This is a genomic window from Staphylococcus sp. 11007852 (genome assembly GCF_011394325.1).
In the GTDB taxonomy this organism is placed as follows: domain Bacteria; phylum Bacillota; class Bacilli; order Staphylococcales; family Staphylococcaceae; genus Staphylococcus; species Staphylococcus agnetis.
This window is the reverse complement of sequence record NZ_JAANBJ010000007.1, coordinates 126,124-144,247: the sequence shown is the minus strand read 5'-3', so window position 1 is coordinate 144,247 and position 18,124 is coordinate 126,124. Positions and strand designations below refer to the sequence as shown.

18 protein-coding genes are annotated in these 18,124 nt (G+C 36.6%); 1 reads left to right on the top strand and 17 read right to left on the bottom strand.

All coding sequences use genetic code 11. From position 1 onward, the window contains the following. From rnc to G8Y85_RS01960, 11 genes are all read right to left on the bottom strand, one after another. Entirely contained in the window at positions 1-732 is a 732-nt protein-coding gene (gene rnc, locus G8Y85_RS02010; protein ID WP_060550889.1) for a ribonuclease III, read from the bottom strand. A gap of 111 nt (positions 733-843) precedes the next feature. Next, positions 844-1,077, bottom strand: a complete 234-nt coding sequence (locus tag G8Y85_RS02005) for an acyl carrier protein (RefSeq protein ID WP_019165520.1) — start codon at positions 1,075-1,077, stop codon at positions 844-846. Positions 1,078-1,393: 316 nt separating this feature from the next. Beyond that, positions 1,394-2,131, bottom strand: coding sequence for a 3-oxoacyl-[acyl-carrier-protein] reductase (gene fabG, locus G8Y85_RS02000; RefSeq protein ID WP_165805365.1), 738 nt, complete (start codon positions 2,129-2,131; stop codon positions 1,394-1,396). Beyond that, a complete protein-coding gene (gene fabD / locus G8Y85_RS01995) occupies positions 2,124-3,050 on the bottom strand; it encodes an ACP S-malonyltransferase (RefSeq protein WP_103346150.1) in 927 nt (308 codons plus the stop codon). The genes fabG and fabD overlap by 8 nt, the downstream gene beginning before the upstream one ends. Continuing rightward, positions 3,043-4,029 carry a phosphate acyltransferase PlsX gene (gene plsX, locus G8Y85_RS01990; protein WP_165805364.1) on the bottom strand — a complete coding sequence of 329 codons (987 nt, stop codon included), beginning with the start codon at positions 4,027-4,029 and terminating at the stop codon, positions 3,043-3,045. Before plsX ends, fabD begins: the two co-directional genes overlap by 8 nt. Before the next feature lies 1 nt (position 4,030). Next, on the bottom strand, positions 4,031-4,591 hold the full coding sequence (gene fapR / locus G8Y85_RS01985) for a transcription factor FapR (protein ID WP_060550885.1): 561 nt from the start codon (positions 4,589-4,591) through the stop codon (positions 4,031-4,033). A gap of 257 nt (positions 4,592-4,848) precedes the next feature. Continuing rightward, on the bottom strand, positions 4,849-6,894 hold the full coding sequence (recG, locus tag G8Y85_RS01980) for an ATP-dependent DNA helicase RecG (protein ID WP_105988958.1): 2,046 nt from the start codon (positions 6,892-6,894) through the stop codon (positions 4,849-4,851). 1 nt (position 6,895) lies between these two features. Continuing rightward, positions 6,896-7,765 carry an L-serine ammonia-lyase, iron-sulfur-dependent, subunit alpha gene (sdaAA, locus tag G8Y85_RS01975; RefSeq protein WP_085622305.1) on the bottom strand — a complete coding sequence of 290 codons (870 nt, stop codon included), beginning with the start codon at positions 7,763-7,765 and terminating at the stop codon, positions 6,896-6,898. A gap of 17 nt (positions 7,766-7,782) precedes the next feature. Beyond that, positions 7,783-8,448: an L-serine ammonia-lyase, iron-sulfur-dependent subunit beta gene (gene sdaAB, locus G8Y85_RS01970; RefSeq protein WP_060552470.1), complete on the bottom strand. Its 666-nt coding sequence runs from the start codon at positions 8,446-8,448 to the stop codon at positions 7,783-7,785. 161 nt (positions 8,449-8,609) lie between these two features. Beyond that, a complete protein-coding gene (fakA, locus tag G8Y85_RS01965) occupies positions 8,610-10,268 on the bottom strand; it encodes a fatty acid kinase catalytic subunit FakA (RefSeq protein ID WP_037564742.1) in 1,659 nt (552 codons plus the stop codon). A gap of 12 nt (positions 10,269-10,280) precedes the next feature. Beyond that, positions 10,281-10,655, bottom strand: coding sequence for an Asp23/Gls24 family envelope stress response protein (locus G8Y85_RS01960; protein ID WP_037564745.1), 375 nt, complete (start codon positions 10,653-10,655; stop codon positions 10,281-10,283). A 440-nt stretch (positions 10,656-11,095) separates the two neighbouring features. On the opposite strand from G8Y85_RS01960, the gene rpmB reads away from it, so the two are divergent. Beyond that, positions 11,096-11,284 carry a 50S ribosomal protein L28 gene (gene rpmB, locus G8Y85_RS01955; protein WP_037564748.1) on the top strand — a complete coding sequence of 63 codons (189 nt, stop codon included), beginning with the start codon at positions 11,096-11,098 and terminating at the stop codon, positions 11,282-11,284. 81 nt (positions 11,285-11,365) lie between these two features. Here rpmB and G8Y85_RS01950 read toward each other — a convergent pair whose 3' ends face one another. From G8Y85_RS01950 to G8Y85_RS01925, 6 genes are all read right to left on the bottom strand, one after another. Further along, positions 11,366-12,001: a thiamine diphosphokinase gene (locus G8Y85_RS01950; RefSeq protein WP_209104233.1), complete on the bottom strand. Its 636-nt coding sequence runs from the start codon at positions 11,999-12,001 to the stop codon at positions 11,366-11,368. A gap of 3 nt (positions 12,002-12,004) precedes the next feature. Continuing rightward, a complete protein-coding gene (gene rpe / locus G8Y85_RS01945) occupies positions 12,005-12,655 on the bottom strand; it encodes a ribulose-phosphate 3-epimerase (protein WP_103346145.1) in 651 nt (216 codons plus the stop codon). Beyond that, a complete protein-coding gene (rsgA, locus tag G8Y85_RS01940; protein WP_165805362.1) occupies positions 12,655-13,530 on the bottom strand; it encodes a ribosome small subunit-dependent GTPase A in 876 nt (291 codons plus the stop codon). Before rsgA ends, rpe begins: the two co-directional genes overlap by 1 nt. Positions 13,531-13,824: 294 nt before the next feature. Next, complete coding sequence (locus G8Y85_RS01935; protein WP_165805361.1) at positions 13,825-15,102, bottom strand: cytochrome P450; 1,278 nt, start codon at positions 15,100-15,102, stop codon at positions 13,825-13,827. Between the two features lie 301 nt (positions 15,103-15,403). After that, complete coding sequence (gene pknB, locus G8Y85_RS01930; RefSeq protein WP_165805360.1) at positions 15,404-17,380, bottom strand: Stk1 family PASTA domain-containing Ser/Thr kinase; 1,977 nt, start codon at positions 17,378-17,380, stop codon at positions 15,404-15,406. Continuing rightward, complete coding sequence (locus G8Y85_RS01925; RefSeq protein WP_103346142.1) at positions 17,377-18,120, bottom strand: Stp1/IreP family PP2C-type Ser/Thr phosphatase; 744 nt, start codon at positions 18,118-18,120, stop codon at positions 17,377-17,379. Before G8Y85_RS01925 ends, pknB begins: the two co-directional genes overlap by 4 nt. Between the last annotated feature and the right edge of the window lie 4 nt (positions 18,121-18,124).

The following is an 18,124-nucleotide window of genomic DNA, read 5'->3' as shown; positions in this document are numbered from 1 at the left end:
TTACTCCTTATTTGACAGTTGTAGTAACGCTTTTTCTGCTGCTTTTTGTTCAGATTCTTTTTTCGTACGCCCCACACCAGACGCCACAGCTTCATTATCTAAAAGTACTTCTGACGTAAATTGACGATGATGCGCAGGACCATCTTCTTTGATCATGCGATAGGATACTGAACTTCGCAACGTTTGATGTGCCATTTCTTGAAGTTGTGTTTTAAAATCAACAACACCACTCAATGCATTATCTTCAACATATGGGAAAATAATGGCATTCGCAAAGCGTTCAACAACTTCAAGACCTTGATCTAAATAAAGTGCGCCTACAAAGGCTTCAAACGCATCTGCAATTAATGAAGGTCGCGTACGCCCACCTGTTTTCTCTTCACCTTTTCCTAACAGAATGAGTTGATTCAGATTAATTTTATTCGCAAATATTACAAGTGATGGTTCACACACGATTGTTGCACGCATTTTTGTTAGGTCACCCTCAGGAACATCAGGGTATTTCTCATATAAAAAGCGTGATACCGTCAATTCTAATACTGCGTCTCCTAAAAATTCCAAACGTTCATTATGACTTAAGCGTTCCATATTGAAGTCATTAATAAAACTCGAATGTGAAAAAGCTTGTTGATATATATCTAAATTACGAAAGGGTAAATCAAGTTCTTTCATTTTTAATTTAAAGTTATGTTCAAAAGCTTTAATCAGCGTTTGTTTTCGTAATTTCGCCATTCAGTTTCCTCCATTTAATTCACATTTCTACTAAAGATTTGATGTAGTTGGATTGCCTTATAAATGATTAGTAAAAAATCTGAGTCGAGAACACGACTCAGATGAAAAGAATTATTTTTCAAGTGTATTAATGTAATTCACAGCGTCTCCAACTGTGTTGATTTTTTCAGCTTCTTCATCAGGAATCTCTGTACCGAATTCATCTTCTAATTCCATTACTAATTCCGCAATGTCAAGTGAATCTGCGCCTAAATCATCTTTGAATGAAGCATCTTCAGTTACCTTGTCAGCATCAACGCCTAAACGGTCAACGATGATATCTTTTACTTTATCGAAGTTTTCCACAGTGTTTCACCTCCTTTAAAAAGTCGATGTACTTCATCGAATTGTGTGTCACATAACGTGACGGTATCACAAATTCAAGAAATACTAGACTTTTTTATTTTGCCATTTTATCTCCATAAATACAACCATTCTCATGCAAAAACTACTGTATTTTAACGATGTTTCATCAATTTAAAAGTGATGATACCTACGAGGGTTTCAGCATTTATTTTTTTGAATGATTGTACGTTAATCACTGTGAGGTTGCATAGCGCATCATGCATTGAATGTTCTCGTAAAACTTAAATACATGATGCGGAACTTAAGTGAACCTCAATTACTCCATGTGCATACCACCATTCACATGGATAGTTTGGCCTGTAATGTATTTCGCTTTATCAGATGCTAAAAAGGCAACAGTATGAGCGATATCTGTATCTTCACCGAAATGACCTAAAGGAATTTGTGATTTCATACCTTCTTTTAAGTCATCGTTCAAAGCATTTGTCATGTCAGAAACGATGAATCCTGGTGCAACAGCATTCACTGTAATATGGCGTGAAGCAAGTTCACGTGCTGCAGTTTTCGTCATACCAATCACACCCGCCTTTGAAGCAACGTAATTAATTTGACCTGGGTTACCTACTGCACCGACGATACTTGTTAAGTTAATGATACGTCCACCTTTTTGGCGTAACATTTGAGGTGTCACTTTTTGAATACAGTTAAACACACCTTTTAAGTTTGTATCAATAACATCATCCCATTCTTGTTCTTTCATACGCATTAATAGGTTGTCACGCGTAATTCCTGCATTATTGACTAAAACATCGACTGAACCAAATTGGCTAACGACTTCTTTAATCATTGCTTTAACTTCATCAGGGTTCGCAACATTCGCTTGAATAGCAAATGCTTCAACACCCTTTTCTTTAATGCTCTCTAAGACTTGTTCTGCTTTTTCTTTGTTGCCTGCATAGTTAACTGCAACGTTAAATCCTTCTTCAGCTAATTGTAATGCGATACTGCGTCCGATACCTCTTGACGCGCCTGTTACTAATGCTACTTTAGTCATGTTTTAACCATTCCTTTACATCTTCGAGCGTTTGAATCGAAGTTAATTTGATATCTCTGTTTATTTTTTTAACTAAACCAGATAAAACTTTACCCGGTCCGATTTCTACGAAGTGATCTGCACCTTGTGCAATCAACCATTCCACAGATTCGATAAATTGAACCGGTGAGTACAACTGTTCAATCATATGTTGATGAATTGTCTCAGCATTTTGTTCACCTTGCGCATGCACATTTTGAACGACAGGAACCGTTGCATCTGACCATTCAAACGTTGACGTATAGGCTTCGAAATCTTTTTCAATAACTTTCATCATTGATGAATGAAAAGGCCCTGAAACTTGAAGTGGCATCACGCGTTTTGCGCCTAATGCTTTACCATTTTCGACGAATTCATCAATTTTTGATTTATGCCCAGACACAACAATCTGACCTGGGCAATTAATATTTGCCGGTTCAACAATGGCTTCCTCTGTAGAAAGATCATTACAAATGGCTTTCACTTCATCGTAAGAAAGCCCGAGTACAGCGGCCATACTTCCAACACCATCTGGAAACGCTTTAGCCATTAATTCACCACGACGACGTACAATTTTTACAGCATCCTCAAATTTTAATACGCCACTCATAACAAGGCTTGAGTACTCGCCTAAACTATGACCAATGGTGAAATCTGCTTGCGGGCGTCCCATGGCTTCATATAATGCCATACTATGCGTAAGTAGTGCGGGCTGTGTATTTTCAGTTTGACCTAACACACCATGTTCATCTTTAAACATTGTTTGGAGTAAATCAAAATCGACACTTGCTTGTGCTTGATCTAAGATCTGTGTCGCACGTGGATCTGCTTGATATAAATCTGCAGCCATACCTACTTTTTGCGCACCTTGACCTGGAAACATAAATACCGTTTTACTCATCTTTTTCTCCTACCTTTTCACGCATAATGTCCACAATTTTGGTGTCACTTGCAATTTTAGCTTGTCTAATTGCAGAGTAGAACGCTTTTGCGTTAGAACTACCATGTGCTTTTACAACAACACCATCTAAACCTAATAGTACAGAACCACCATACTCTGAATAATCAAGTTGTTTTGCGATGGCTTTAATATCTTTTTTCATAATAAGAAGTGCGATTTTATTTTTAAATTTAGACATTAATCTCCCTTTAATAATTTTGCCAAATGACTTCGCAATACCTTCTAAATTTTTCAGAATCATATTACCAGTGTAACCATCTGTAACAATCACATCTGCATCATCTTCCAAGATAGATTTAGCTTCAATGTTCCCTACAAAATGAAGCGTATCAGAATCTTTTAATAATGCGTATGCCTGTTTCGTTAAGCTATTTCCTTTTTGAGCTTCTGTACCAATGTTAAGTAAAGCGACACGTGGTTGTTCAATATTACGCACATTTTGCGCATAAATATGACCTAAGATTGCATTTTGATATAAGTGTTCTGCTTTTGCATCGGCATTTGCACCAACATCTAAGAAGACTACGCCATTACCTTTTACAGTTGGTAACGTAACGACTAAAGCAGGTCTTGATACGCCAGGTAAACGTCCAACAATAAATAATCCAGCAGACATCAATGCGCCTGTATTCCCAGCAGATACACATGCTGTTGCTTCTCCATTTTTAACAGCTTCAGCCATTTTTACCATAGAACTATCTTTTTTTCGTTTAATCGCTCGAACGGGCTCATCTTCCATTGAAATAGCTTCTGTTGTATGACGCACATGTACACGTGGATGATTTATCGTACATTGTGCTTGATCACCAAATAATAAAATCTCTAAATCATCAAAGTCATTCACTGCTTTTTCAACTGCTTCTAACACGATATCAGGTGCGTCGTCTCCACCCATCATATCTACAGCAATTTTAATCATGTTATTCATCCTCACTTATGTAATACATTTTAAAAATTCCTTCAAAAACTTTTGTATTATGAACGTACGAGCGTACAGTCATTTCATAATATTTATCATCATGATATTCAACGTGTGCTTCAGCAATCACAACATCACCTAAATAAACAGGTTTTACAAAGTGAATGTGACTCTCTTTTGTCAGTACAGATTCATGTTGAATCAATGCCACACAAAGAGAATTCGCTTGCGCAAAGACCACGTGACCTCTCGCAACACGATTGCGCGTAAAAACATCATGTTTCGTAATCGTATATACTGACTTGGCATATTGATTTGCTTCGAGTGCGACAACATCACCTATAATATCTTGATTCTCTAATGAACTAATATTTTCATACTGATCTTTAGCGACACGTTTAACACGTTCTCTTAGTTCAGGGATGTTGAGCTGACTTCTATCGAGACGAATGGTTTGAATACTCACTTCATACATGTCACTCAATGCTTGGTCAGTAATAAAGGGGTTTTGTTCTATTGTTTTTTGAATCATTTCCCGTCGTTCATTTTTCGTTCTTTTCATGTTTATGCCACCCCTATTTAGTACCAAGTCTTAATGAACTCAATACCATTCTACCATGCATCTAGAGAACTTCAAAATAATTTAATACAGTAATTTTACAGTATATCTTTACACCTTAACGGTTCGATAACTTATGCATTATGAAAATATAGGCTTTTAATCACCATTGTTTTAGACCATTTGTTAAAGAAAACTATAGATAATAGTAAAAAAGCATTAAGTACGGTATCTCACGTCTTAATGCTCAGAATGTTAAATTAATCAAAGCGTTGATGTAACATATTATCTTCTATAAACGAACGTAATTTATCAAATTGCGATGTAAAAAACACACCGCTTTGAATCAATTCTGCCGCTTCGTCTCTTGCCACTTCAAGCATTCGATAATCCTCAACGATGTTGCCAACTAGAAAATCTGGAAGTCCACTTTGTTTCACTCCAAAAAAGTCTCCCGGACCACGCATCTCTAGATCTCGCTCACTCAATTCGAATCCATCCGTCGTTTGTGTCATAATTTGCATACGTTCAATACCCGTCTCAGTTTTGGGTGAGGCTATCAATACACAGTAACTTTGATGTTCACTTCGACCGACACGTCCTCGTAATTGATGCAATGTTGACAGGCCAAATCTATCTGCGTCGTATATCATCATAAAAGTTGCATTTGGAACGTTTACTCCTACTTCTACAACAGTTGTTGCAACAAGTACATCTATATCATGCGCACTAAATTGATGCATGACCTGATCTTTTTCATCTGAAGTCATCTTACCGTGTAAGATTCCAATTCGCGCTTCAGGTAATTGTATTTTTAAATCGTCATAGAGTGCAATCACATTTTGTACATCTTCAAGATGCTCAGAACTTTCAATAAGTGGTGAGATAACGTAGGCTTGACGTCCTTTTTTCAATTCATTGTTAAGTTGACTTAAAACTTGTTCATAGGCTTCATGTTTAGCCCAATAAGTTTGAATGGGTTTTCGTCCTTTTGGTAAATGTTTGATAGATGATACGTCCATTTCACCAAAAACGGAGATTGCCAACGTTCTTGGAATCGGTGTAGCCGTCATAAAGAGCACATTGCTTAATGCTCCTTTCTCACGTAACTTTTGTCGTTGTTCAACACCAAACCGATGTTGCTCATCTGTAATGACAAGTCCAACATTATGAAAGACAACGTCATCTTGTATGAGTGCATGCGTTCCAATAACGCAATCAATCTCACCTTGTGCCAATTGTTCAAGTAATAATCGTCTCTTTTTACCTTTAACGGAACCTGTTAATAATGCAACGTTCATTTTGTCACCAAACAATTGCGCTAAACTTTCTGCATGTTGTTCGGCCAGTATTTCTGTAGGTACCATCAATGCAGATTGATAGCCAGCTGTTTTTAACGCATACATACATATTGCAGCAACGACTGTTTTACCAGATCCTACATCTCCTTGTAGTAATCGATGCATGCGTATAGGCGCTTTTAAGTCTCTAAAAATTTCATTGACACTTGTTTTTTGACCTTCTGTTAATTCAAATGGCAGCCCGTCGATAAATCGTTTAACATCATCCAGATTATAATCGACTTCTACCGCTTGATCTGACGCTTTTTCAAGACGATTTAACCATTGCATGCGTAATTCAAACATAAAAAATTCAGTAAATGCAAATGTCCGGCGTGCTTTTAGCAATGATTGCTTATCTTTAGCTTGATGCAAAGCATTTATAGTATCATTTAATGTTTCTAATTTATATTTTTTGCGTAAATCGCTAGGTAGCCACTCATGAATCGTCACGTCTTTTAAGGTTTTCTGAATCATGTCGTTAAGCGGTTTTTGTTTCAATCCTTCTTTCACGCGATAAATAGGAGTGAATTGTGCCGCTTCTACTTGAGATAGATCAAACATCATTTTAGTGCCGTTAATCTCTTGTTTATGTTTGAGCCATTTGCCTTTAATCACGACAGGTTGATGTAGTTGAATGTTCTTTTTAAGATAAGGTTGATTAAAAAACACAACTTTCACTGCAATGCCGTTAATCATGACGTGTACTGTTAGTTTAGATTTATTACGTCCAAAAAAAGCGACAGTTGGCGAGGAATAGACCTCACCTTGTACTGTCACTGTAGATTCATTATCAGCGTCATTTAAATCAACAAGTGAATTATCTTCATAACGCGTTGGCAAATGAAGTATTAAGTCTTGTATACTCCATATATTCATTTCATTAAGAATTTGAAGCCGTTTCGGCCCCAACCCTTTGATGTCCTTTAACTCATAAGGATTTTCAATGAGGTTTACTTTTGTCATATTAATCACCAAAGATTTGTTGTTTGAGGCGTTGACCTGTAGGCGTACCTGCAAGGCCACCACGTCCTGTTTCACGTAATGCAGACGGCATCGTTTGCCCAATACGATACATCGCATCTATGACTTCATCCGTTGGAATACGTGATTCAATACCGGCTAACGCCATATCAGCTGAAACGATAGCATTGGAAGCACCAGCAGCATTTCGTTTAACACATGGAACTTCAACCAATCCTGCGACTGGGTCACATACTAAGCCCAGCATATTTTTCATGCAAATCGCAAAACCTTCTGCAGATTGTCTTGGTGTACCGCCCGCAGCTTCAACTACTGCGGCAGCTGCCATCGCTGCTGCAGAACCCACTTCAGCTTGACAACCGCCAGCAGCACCAGAAATCGACGCATTGTTGGCTACTACAAATCCAAACGCCCCTGATGTTAATAAAAAGTTTAACATATCTGTACGTGAAAGTTGTAATTTATCCTTTAATGCAAATAACACCCCTGGCACTACACCAGCTGATCCGGCTGTTGGTGTCGCACATATTTTCCCCATCGCTGCATTGACTTCATTTGTCGCAACCGCTTTACTAACTGCATCAAGTAACGTATCTCCAGCGATAGAACGACCGCTTTCAATGTACTGTTTCATTAATACTGCGTCACCGCCAGTTAAGCCTGTTTTTGAAGTGACACCATTGATACCTTCTTCAACAGCATTTTCCATCGTTTCTAAGTTTTTATTCATATGAGCATAGACTTCTTCTTTTGTTAAACCCGTAACGGCCATTTCTTGCTCCATCATCACTTCATAAATCGCTTTATCTTCAGCTTCACATTTAGCGATTAGTTCTTTAACATTTTTAAACATGCTATCCCCTCCATCATTTACGCATCACCCATTAAGGAGACTGTTACTACACCAGGTACTTGACGAATTTCATTTAAAATTGCTTCACTTATATCTTCATCAAGTTCACATGTCATCAGTGCTTGGTCACCTTTTTCTTTACGTGCCACTTGCATACTACCAACGTTGATACTATGATCACCAATGATATTTGCCACTTTACCAATCGTACCAAATGTATCCTGATGAAAAACGAGTAATGTTGGATAATTGCCACTTATTGCTAATTTAAAACCGTTAATGGCAACAATTTCAATTTTACCGCCACCAATAGAGACACCTTCAACCGATATATGATGGTCACCATCAATCATATCAATAATCGCTGTATTCGGGTGTGCCCGCTCTTCCGCCATTTCAATGAAATTGATACGCATACCTTCTGCTTTTGCTGTTTCAAGACTGCTTTCGATACGACTATCGTCCGTATCATAACCTAAAAGTCCACCAACAAGTGCAACATCGGTACCGTGTCCACGATATGTTTCCATAAATGAACCATATAAATAAATATCTGCTTGCTGTGGTTGCTTGCCAAATAAATCTCTTGCAACGAGACCTATACGCACAGCACCAGCTGTATGAGAAGACGATGGGCCAACCATCGTAGGACCTATAATGTCAAAAACACTTTTATATTTCATCATTTCATTCCCCCTAGTTGCAAATTAATGCAAGACATTCACATTATAACAAGCATTTTCATGTATTGAAATATTGTGATATTGATTACAAATGCGCATATATTATTCCAAAAAAATCACAGGTTAATGGTTTATACCCATATCCTGTGACTTTAAAAAATTTATTCAACTGAGAAAAAATAAGGATAGATTGGTTGTTGACCTTGTTGAATTTCAACTTCCACATCTTCATAGTTCGACTCCATATAGGATTCAATCCATTCTGTTTGTGCTTCAGTTGCTTCTTCACCAACGATAATCGTTAAAATTTCGCTATCTTCATCTAACATTTTGTCTAATGTTTTCTGTAACGTCACGTGAACATCCTTATCACTTACAACAATCTTATCTTCAACTAAGCCCATAAACGCATCTTTTTCGATAGTAATACCGTCAATTTTAGTATCACGTACCGCATACGTAATCGACCCAGACTTCACATCTTCTAATGCTGACGTCATTACGTCTTGATTTTGTTTTAAATCAACCGTACTGTCGTAATTGAACATCGCCGTAATACCTTGTGGAATGGTTTTTGTAGGTACAACCACTGCTTCAACATCAACAATTTCAGCAGCTTGTTGACTTGCCATTTGAATATTTTTGTTATTAGGTAAAATAATTGCACGTTTACAACCACTTTGTTCAATAACTTTCACAATGTCTTCAGTAGAAGGATTCATAGTTTGTCCGCCACTAATCACATGCGTGGCACCCATCGATTTGAATAGTTTTGTAATGCCATCGCCCATTGAAATTGTAATAATAGCTGTTTCAACTGGTTCATTTGACTCTGCCTCGGCATCATTAGCTTTAGCAGCTTCTTTACGTAAAACTTCACGATGTTGTTCACGCATATTTTCAGCTTTAACTTTAATTAATTCACCATACTTTTGACCGAACGTGAATACCTCACCTGGTGTTTCAGTATGAACGTGGACTTTAACAATTTCATCGTCACTAATCACAAGTAAAGAATCACCGAACTGACTCATGTCATCTCTAAATGTAGTTTCATCAAATTTTGCTTTTCCTGGTAAAAAGCGCACCATCATTTCAGTACAATAACCGTAAACGATATCCTCGGTATTAATGACACCATGGAAGTCATGTTCATCATTAAAAAATGCTTCTTTATCAACGCTAGGTGCTTTCTTTTCAATTTTTTCGCCTTTCATGGCCATCAAGAAACCTTCATAAACAAGTGTTAAGCCTTTACCCCCACTATCAACAACGCCAACTTCTTTTAAAACCGGGAGTAGATTTGGCGTATTTTCAAGTGACTTTAACGCTGCTTCATAGACATGTTCCATAATTTCTAAACAGTTATCTGTATCATTTAATTTTTCTGTCGCAGCGTGCGCAGCATCTTTAGCCACTGTTAAAATAGTACCTTCAACAGGTTTCATGACTGCTTTATATGCTGTGTTAACACCGGCTTCGAAACTTTTAACAAAGCCTTGCGCATCAATTTCTTTTTCATTTTCTAATGCTTTAGAAAATCCTCTAAAAATTTGTGACAGAATAACACCTGAATTACCACGTGCGCCCATCAATAAACCTTTAGAAAATGTCTTACCTAATTCCCCGATATGGTGCGTAGGATTGTTTTGAACTTCTTCTCTACCTGACGTCATTGAAAGATTCATATTCGTTCCTGTATCCCCGTCTGGAACTGGATATACATTCAATGCATCTACCATATCCGCATTATTAGATAAATTTTGTGCTCCCTGTATAATCATTTCGGCAAATAAATCACCGTTGATTTTCGTAACCATCCGAATGTCCTCCTATTTGTCATTACCGTCGTTATTAAAACGCACGCCCTGTACAAAAATATTTACTGAATTCACTTTTAATTTTAGTGTATGTTCAAGTGTATACTTCACGGTAGCTTGTACATTTTGCGCTACTTCAGAAATTTTCACACCGTAGCTGACTATAATATACATATCTACATCCAAAATACCGTTATCTTCTTTAACTACAATACCTTTCGCGTAGTTCTCATGACCTAAAATTTCTGCTAACCCATCACGAACTTGTTGACGTGAAGCCATTCCAACGATGCCATAGCATTCCACTGCTTTGCCACCTACTACTGATGCAATTACCTCGTTTGAAATATCTATGCTGCCGTAATCATTTGTAATTTCTAATGACATAAATAACGCCTCCTTATTCAACACTTGTATATATGGAGTTACAAGAAATAACTTGGATGACCTTAGATGTTTGATCTCGAATTCGTTTATCGGAAGTTAGAAAACATAACACCTTATATACCCATTTATTTTTGTTGACGTACATTAAAAATAATGCACTTATGTCTCACTAACATACTTTCCCATTAGTATCGATTTACATATTTATATCTATCTTACTAAATTTATTTAAACCTTTCCATAAGGAACTACCTTATTTAAAGATTTTGTAAACATGCAAATATTTAATCACAATTTAAGATTATATCAGAAAGTACGTCATGCACAAAGTATTTTCTAATATATCATCTATTTTTTATTGCTTTAAAAATTTGAATATGGTATATTACCTTAGTATGTAGTAGCAAAGTGTATTTGTATTTCTTAAAGGAGGTACGATGATGGGTAAACAATGTTTCGTAACAGGCCGTAAAGCGTCAACGGGTAACCACCGTTCACACGCATTAAACTCAACTAAACGTCGTTGGAATGCTAACTTACAAAAAGTTAGAATTTTAGTTGATGGTAAACCTAAAAAAGTTTGGGTTTCAGCTCGTGCTTTAAAATCTGGTAAAGTTACTCGCGTGTAATTATCAGTAGCACGTCTCTCAATTGAGAAATTTTTGATATAGTAAATCCCGTGTCTTTATGTGGAAGACACGGGATTTTTTTTAGTCTTTACTTCGAATTTGATACAGCATACCTTCGTGTAGAAGGATTTCTGCATCGTTGTCTTTAAATTCATTTGAAATGGTTAACGTTGCACCTTGTTCTAAATGTTTGTTATCAAGCTCGTATTTGAAAGCTTTTAATGATAAGGTCGCATAATCAGTGGCTGGAATAAATGAAATGTATGGGTACCGACGTTTCACATGTTTTGTGTATGTGCCTGGCGTTAATAATTCAATGACATTACGTTGATCAATGAGTTGTATTTTTTTATCTTTAAAATCTGCATGTTTTAATAATTGCATGGCACCCATAAAATGATCTAATCGACCACCTGTCGCCCCATAAATTTTAATTTTTTTGTATCCCATCTCTAATGCTTTTTGAACAGCATACGCGAGATCAGTGACATCCTTTTCTTTTGGCATGGTTTCAATGTTCATACGTGCTTCTATCCACTGCTTTTCCTCAATTGTAACTGAATCAAAATCACCTACCGCATATACCGGTTGTATCTTTGATTGTAGTAATACGAGTGTGCCGCGGTCTACGCCTATCCAATCTTCATTAACCTTTTTTTGTAATAAGCGATTTGGTATATTACGTTGACTACATAACAAATGAACACGTTTTTTCATCAATTATCCCTCACATTTTAAATGTTTTAGAGCTACATCGTACGCATCAAACTTAAAAAAGTAAGAACCTGCTACAAGCCAGTCTGCACCGGCCTCAATAACGGATTGAGCAGTTTGATCATTGACACCGCCATCCACTTCAATTTTAAAATTGAGTTGGTGTTCTGTTCTAAACGCATCGAGCATTTTAATTTTGTCTACAGCTTGCGGAATAAATGTTTGACCGCCAAATCCCGGATTCACAGACATTACTAAAACAAAGTCAACATCGTGTAAGATACTATGGAGTTGCGATACAGGTGTACCTGGGTTAATCACTACACCGGCTTCTTTACCATGTGCTTTAATTTTTTGTACCGCTCTATGAATATGCGGTGTCGCTTCTAGATGCACTGAAACTTTATCTGCACCTTTATCGCAAAATGTATCTATATATTGTTCAGGATTGGCAATCATTAAATGCACATCTATAGGTAATATTGTTTTTGCCCGTAACGCCTCTAAAATTGGAAACCCAATTGAGATGTTTGGCACAAATTGACCATCCATTACATCAAAATGTAAGCCATCTACACCGGCTTCAGTTAGTTTTTCAATTTCTTTTTCAAGATTCATAAAATCAGCTGATAATAAAGAAGGAAAAATTTTAGTCATTAGTATTTCACCTTTCGATTTGAAATTTCATTGAGTAATTGTACGTAATGTTGATATCTAAAAGGTTCAATTTCACCTTCTTCTACCATTTTTTTAACATGACACTTAGGCTCATTCGTATGATAACAGTCTCTAAATTTGCATGATGCACCGTATTGACTAATTTCGATAAAATTATCTCTCAAAGTGTCCTTGTCGATATGATCAAAGTCCAAAGCACTAAAACCTGGTGTATCTGCAATAAATCCATTATGACGGGGGTATAATTCCACATGTCTTGTCGTATGTTTCCCACGATTCAATGATGTTGATATTTCATTAGTTTCAATATTGAATGTAGGCTGATATTTATTTAATAGCGTAGATTTCCCTACACCTGACTGTCCACTTAAAACAGCAAGTCCTGGTTCCCATTCATTAAAAATATCCTCTGCTTTATCTGTTTTACCGATAAATTGTGTCGCATAACCTATTTTTTTATATACTTCTAATACCTCATTAACCGACCGCACCTCATCATCAGAAGCTAAATCCTTTTTTGTCACCACAATACGAGGCTTTAACCCATAAGAGTGACCAATCACTAAAAAACGATCAAGTAACTGCGTCGAAAAATTAGGCGATACCGCACTCATAACTATTACGAGTAAATCTATATTACTCACAGGTGGACGTTTTAACTCATTGTCTCGTGGGTGGATATGCTGAATGTACCCTGATGCATGCGTTTCGTCATCGATATCAACAATGTCACCAACAATTGGTGATATTTGTTTTTTTCTAAATAGCCCTCTAGGTTTTGCATCATATAATTGACCATCCACATCAACTCTGTAGACACCGCTTATCGATCTTATAATACGTCCTGTTTTCACATTTGCACCTCGTTTAATGATGATTTCAGATTCATTATAGCAAAGGTTTTTATGAATGCACATGTGAAAGAAACTTTTTACATATATTTATAACATTTACGATGATTTTAAGTTAAATTAACATTTTATAATAGGCTATCAGCACCATAAAGCGTAATCAAGAACTGCTATTCTTTTGGCCACATATTTACCATACTGTTAAGAAGATTTCTACCCATTGAAGCGTTCAACGTTCATCGATGGCTTTTAAGACAAAAAAGCGGCGGACATCAAAGTCCTAGCCGCTATAATAGATTATCGTTGTACGCGTGGACGCACATTTTGAATAATTGTACCACTTGTCACTTTACCTGGGAATTGGTCTAATTTCACAGATAAATCTTGTGAAGGGGCTTCAAAATCAATTTTATTCGCAAAATACTTAATCGTTTCTTCCATTACAATAATAGTCATCCATTCACCTGCACAACGATGGTTTGTATAGAAATCGCCTCCGCCTTGAGGAATTAAATCGAACGGACTGCCATCCCAATTTTCGAAACGGTCTGGATTAAATTGGTAAGGATTTTCAAAAAGTTCTGGATCATGTGTCGTACCAAAAACATCTAACAGTGTGAAAGTTCCTTTTTTAATACGATACCCATCAAATTCAATATTTTTCTTGAGTTTACCTGGTAAGAACGGTACAAACGGGAATATACGTCGAACTTCTTGGGCAAATTTATATGCATAGTTAGGATCATCTGACACTTGTAATTTGATACGCTCTTGGTCATATTCAATCATCGCTTTAACTGCATAACTTACAAATCGGTTCACTGCTGCAAGTGGACGCACAACATTCATTAAATCAATCGCACATAAGCGCGCATCCATAGGGTTACCTTTATAATCTTCCCAATGTGCAAATTCATACAAAGCAGTGCCTGGTTCAGCATTAATTTTACCTTTACGCACAGCAATGATTTGATTTTCTAAGAATTGTTCCACACGTGCACGTGCTTTTTTAGCTTTACGATATCCTCCACCGATAGTTTGGCCAAGACCTTTGAATGAATCGATCATAATATCCATGTCTTTTGCATTTTGTTCAGCTTCTTCAGCGGTTTGATGGATGCCCGCCCATCTAAAACCAATTTTAGTTAGAACATAGATGGATTCTTTATAAATGTTAACCTCTTTTTGATTTTGCATATGTTCTGTATGCATAAACCAATGATTACGAGTAAGTTCACGTAAATACTTTAAATTCTCTTCTGTCATTAGAGACATAAACAATGCTTTACGATCCACGTGTACTTTGCCTTTTGTCGTATGAATGGCACCTTTACCAAACAGAGTATTCACCACACGTTTAGGCAATGTTTTTTCACGTTGCATGACATCATTATTGTAGAATAACTCTGCAGCCTCTTTCCCACTAATCACTGCAATAGGCTTCATGCCCATACCTGTTGTTTGAAATGCTTTAGAATTAAATTTTTCTAAGCGGCACGGTACATATGTATATGCCTCTTTTAAAACTTTAAATGTGTTATCCAATCCTGGATCTTTTGGTAGTTGCTTTGCCACTTTACTTCCCCCCGTATTACATTTTCTTTCATTCTACCCCATTATAACGTGAATCAATCTCAATAATCTAATAAAAAAGAGGCTGCCAATGGGTTAAGGACATTTCAATTATATATATAAATAACGTTGTATTATACAAGAAATAATCCTACTCTTTGATAAATCCTCTTCATTATAAATAGAAACATTAATCCGAATGTCGCACACACTAAAATACTCTAAAATAATGAAAACCTCCAAATATCATTGTTGATTTTGAAGGTTTTCATATTATTACTATCTCATTTTTAAAATCATGATATCAAATATCATCATAGGCGATTGTTTCATCTTTCACCGTTTTACCATCAACTTTTACAATATAACTCGCTTCGCCACCCTCTTCGATAACAAAGCTCAAACTTTGAGTCGTAGCTTTTGTGATTGTGAATGATTGGAGTGGTGAGGCGCCATTACTATTTTTGTCTTTTTTAAAAATCTCAACTTTTTGAGGTTTATCATTTTTACCCGTATATGGAATCGTAAATGACTCAGAATATGTTTTATCAGGTGATGATTCATCATCTTTAGATTTATCACCTTTCGATACGATAAAGTTAATGGTACTACCTTCATCCACCTCAGTTTTACGTGGCGAATGATTAATGATATCCCCTTCTTTAACCGTATCATCATGACGTTCTGATTCAACATGTACTGTCAGACCTTTATTTTCTAGTTCTTTTTTCACCGAAGAGAATTTTTTATTTGTGTAGTCGTCAACATAAACTTTTCGTTTACCGAGAGACTCTGTAATTTCAACACGTTCTTTAGAAACTGAAACTTTTTGACCAGGCGTAATACTTTGTCCTTCAATATTACCTTTAGGTATGTCATGTTGCGTGTACGCAGTTGTAAAATGCACATTTTTAAAGCCCAATTCTTCTAAGGTCTTTTGTGCATCTGCTTTGGATTGTCCAATGAGATTTGGCATGACTTCAATATGTTCACCTTTAGAAATGACAAGGTCAATTTTTGTGCCTTGTTCAACTTTCTCACCGACGTCAGGTTGTATTTTCATAACATGGTTTTTGGCGTAGTGCTCGCTATAATCTTGTGAAATACGTCCTACCTTAAGGTTATTATCTTTAAGCATTTTCTCAGCTTCAGCCTCTGTTTTGCCACGTAGGTCAGGCACCTGACTATATTTGTCACCCATCATTGCAGCAGCTACAAAAATAAATAAGCTGAAGAATAAAATAGTGAATATCAATCCAAAAAGGATTTTCTTCCCTCTTGAACGTTTTTGATATCCTTCATTCACTGGTGCTTTAGAGTGGGGTGTCGTCGTTACTACAGGTATTTGGGTTGTCTCTTTAACTGATTTTGGTTGAGATGGTTCGTTTTTAATTGCGTTTTTATCGAGTGTAATGGTCTTCGTTGCACTTTCATTAGGTTGATACAACGTTTCATGTGCTCTTGCTTCAGATAACGTCGAACTTAAATCATGGCGCATTTCAGCAACAGACCCATACCTTTTAGATTGGTCTTTTTCAGTTGCTTTTAATATCACATTACTTAAAGCTTGTGGCACATCATGCCGTGTATCCGATACATTAGGCACTGGGTCTTGAATTTGCTTAATAGCAATGCTCACAGGTGTTTCACCATTGAAGGGAGGATGTCCGATAAGCATTTCATACAAAACAATACCTAAAGAATAAATATCCGAGCGTGCACCCGTTTTTTCAACTTTAGCTTGCTCTGGAGATAAATATTGAACCGTACCCACGACATGATTGGTTTGGGTCATCGCTGTTTCACTTAATGCTTTTGCAATTCCAAAATCAACAATCTTAAGTGTTTGATTACGATCAATAATGATATTTTGTGGTTTAATATCTCGATGTACAATCCCTTTTTCATGCGCATGATGAATGCCTTTAAAAATTTGTTCAGCAAATTTAATGGCTTTATCAGGCGCTAATTGACCATGAGATTTAATATAATCTGAAAGTGTTGGACCTTCGATATACTCCATCACTAAAAAGAAGCAATCATCTTCTTCACCAACATCAAGCACACTCACTATATTTTCATGTGATAATAATGTCGTATTTTGAACTTCACGCTCAAAACGTGCAATGGTCTCATGTTTTTCATTTGGCGGAACGTGTATCATTTTTACAGCAACTTGTCGTTTTAAAATACGGTCCCAAGCGACATAAACATTGCTCATGCCGCCTCCACCTAAGATATGTTTTAATTCATAACGTTCATCTATAATGCGTCCAATCATACAGGATCACCTGCAATTTCTGCTAAAACAAAAGAAGTATTATCTTTAGCTTCATAAGATTGCGCAAGTGCGATAAGTGCCTCACCTGTCTCAGTCAATGTCATAGATTCATTGAGTACATCGTGTATGGCTTGTAAAGGGACATAATCCGTTAAACCGTCAGAATTAAGTAACAAATATTGGTAAAAGTGAATGCGTTTTGTAAAAACATCAGGACTTACGCGACGGTCTGTTCCCATTACTTTTGTAATAATGTTACGTCTAGGGTGATGTAAAGCTTCTTCTCGTGTAATTTGACCTAACATGACAAGTTGATTCACAAATGTATGATCAATTGTCACTTGATCAAAATAACGACCATTTACCAAATATGCTCTTGAATCACCAATATTCGCAACAACAATATGATGGTCATAAATTAACGCACATACACATGTTGTCCCCATACCGCGATAAGCTGGTTCTCTCTCTGACAAAAGAAATAAATCAAGATTAATAGATTGTAAAGTTTGCTTTAACCATAGTTCCGCGTTTTCTTGTTCAATATAATTTTCTTCCTCAAAACGCTTTTGAAGTGCATCAACGACAAATTGTGATGCAACTTCTCCAGCTTGGTGACCACCCATACCATCACAAATGACAAGCAATTGTTGATCCGTTTGATTGTAAAAAATTCCACCTGCGTCTTCATTTTGTTCTCGGTAAAAACCAGCATCTGAAAATAATTCTGCGTTTAACATCGAT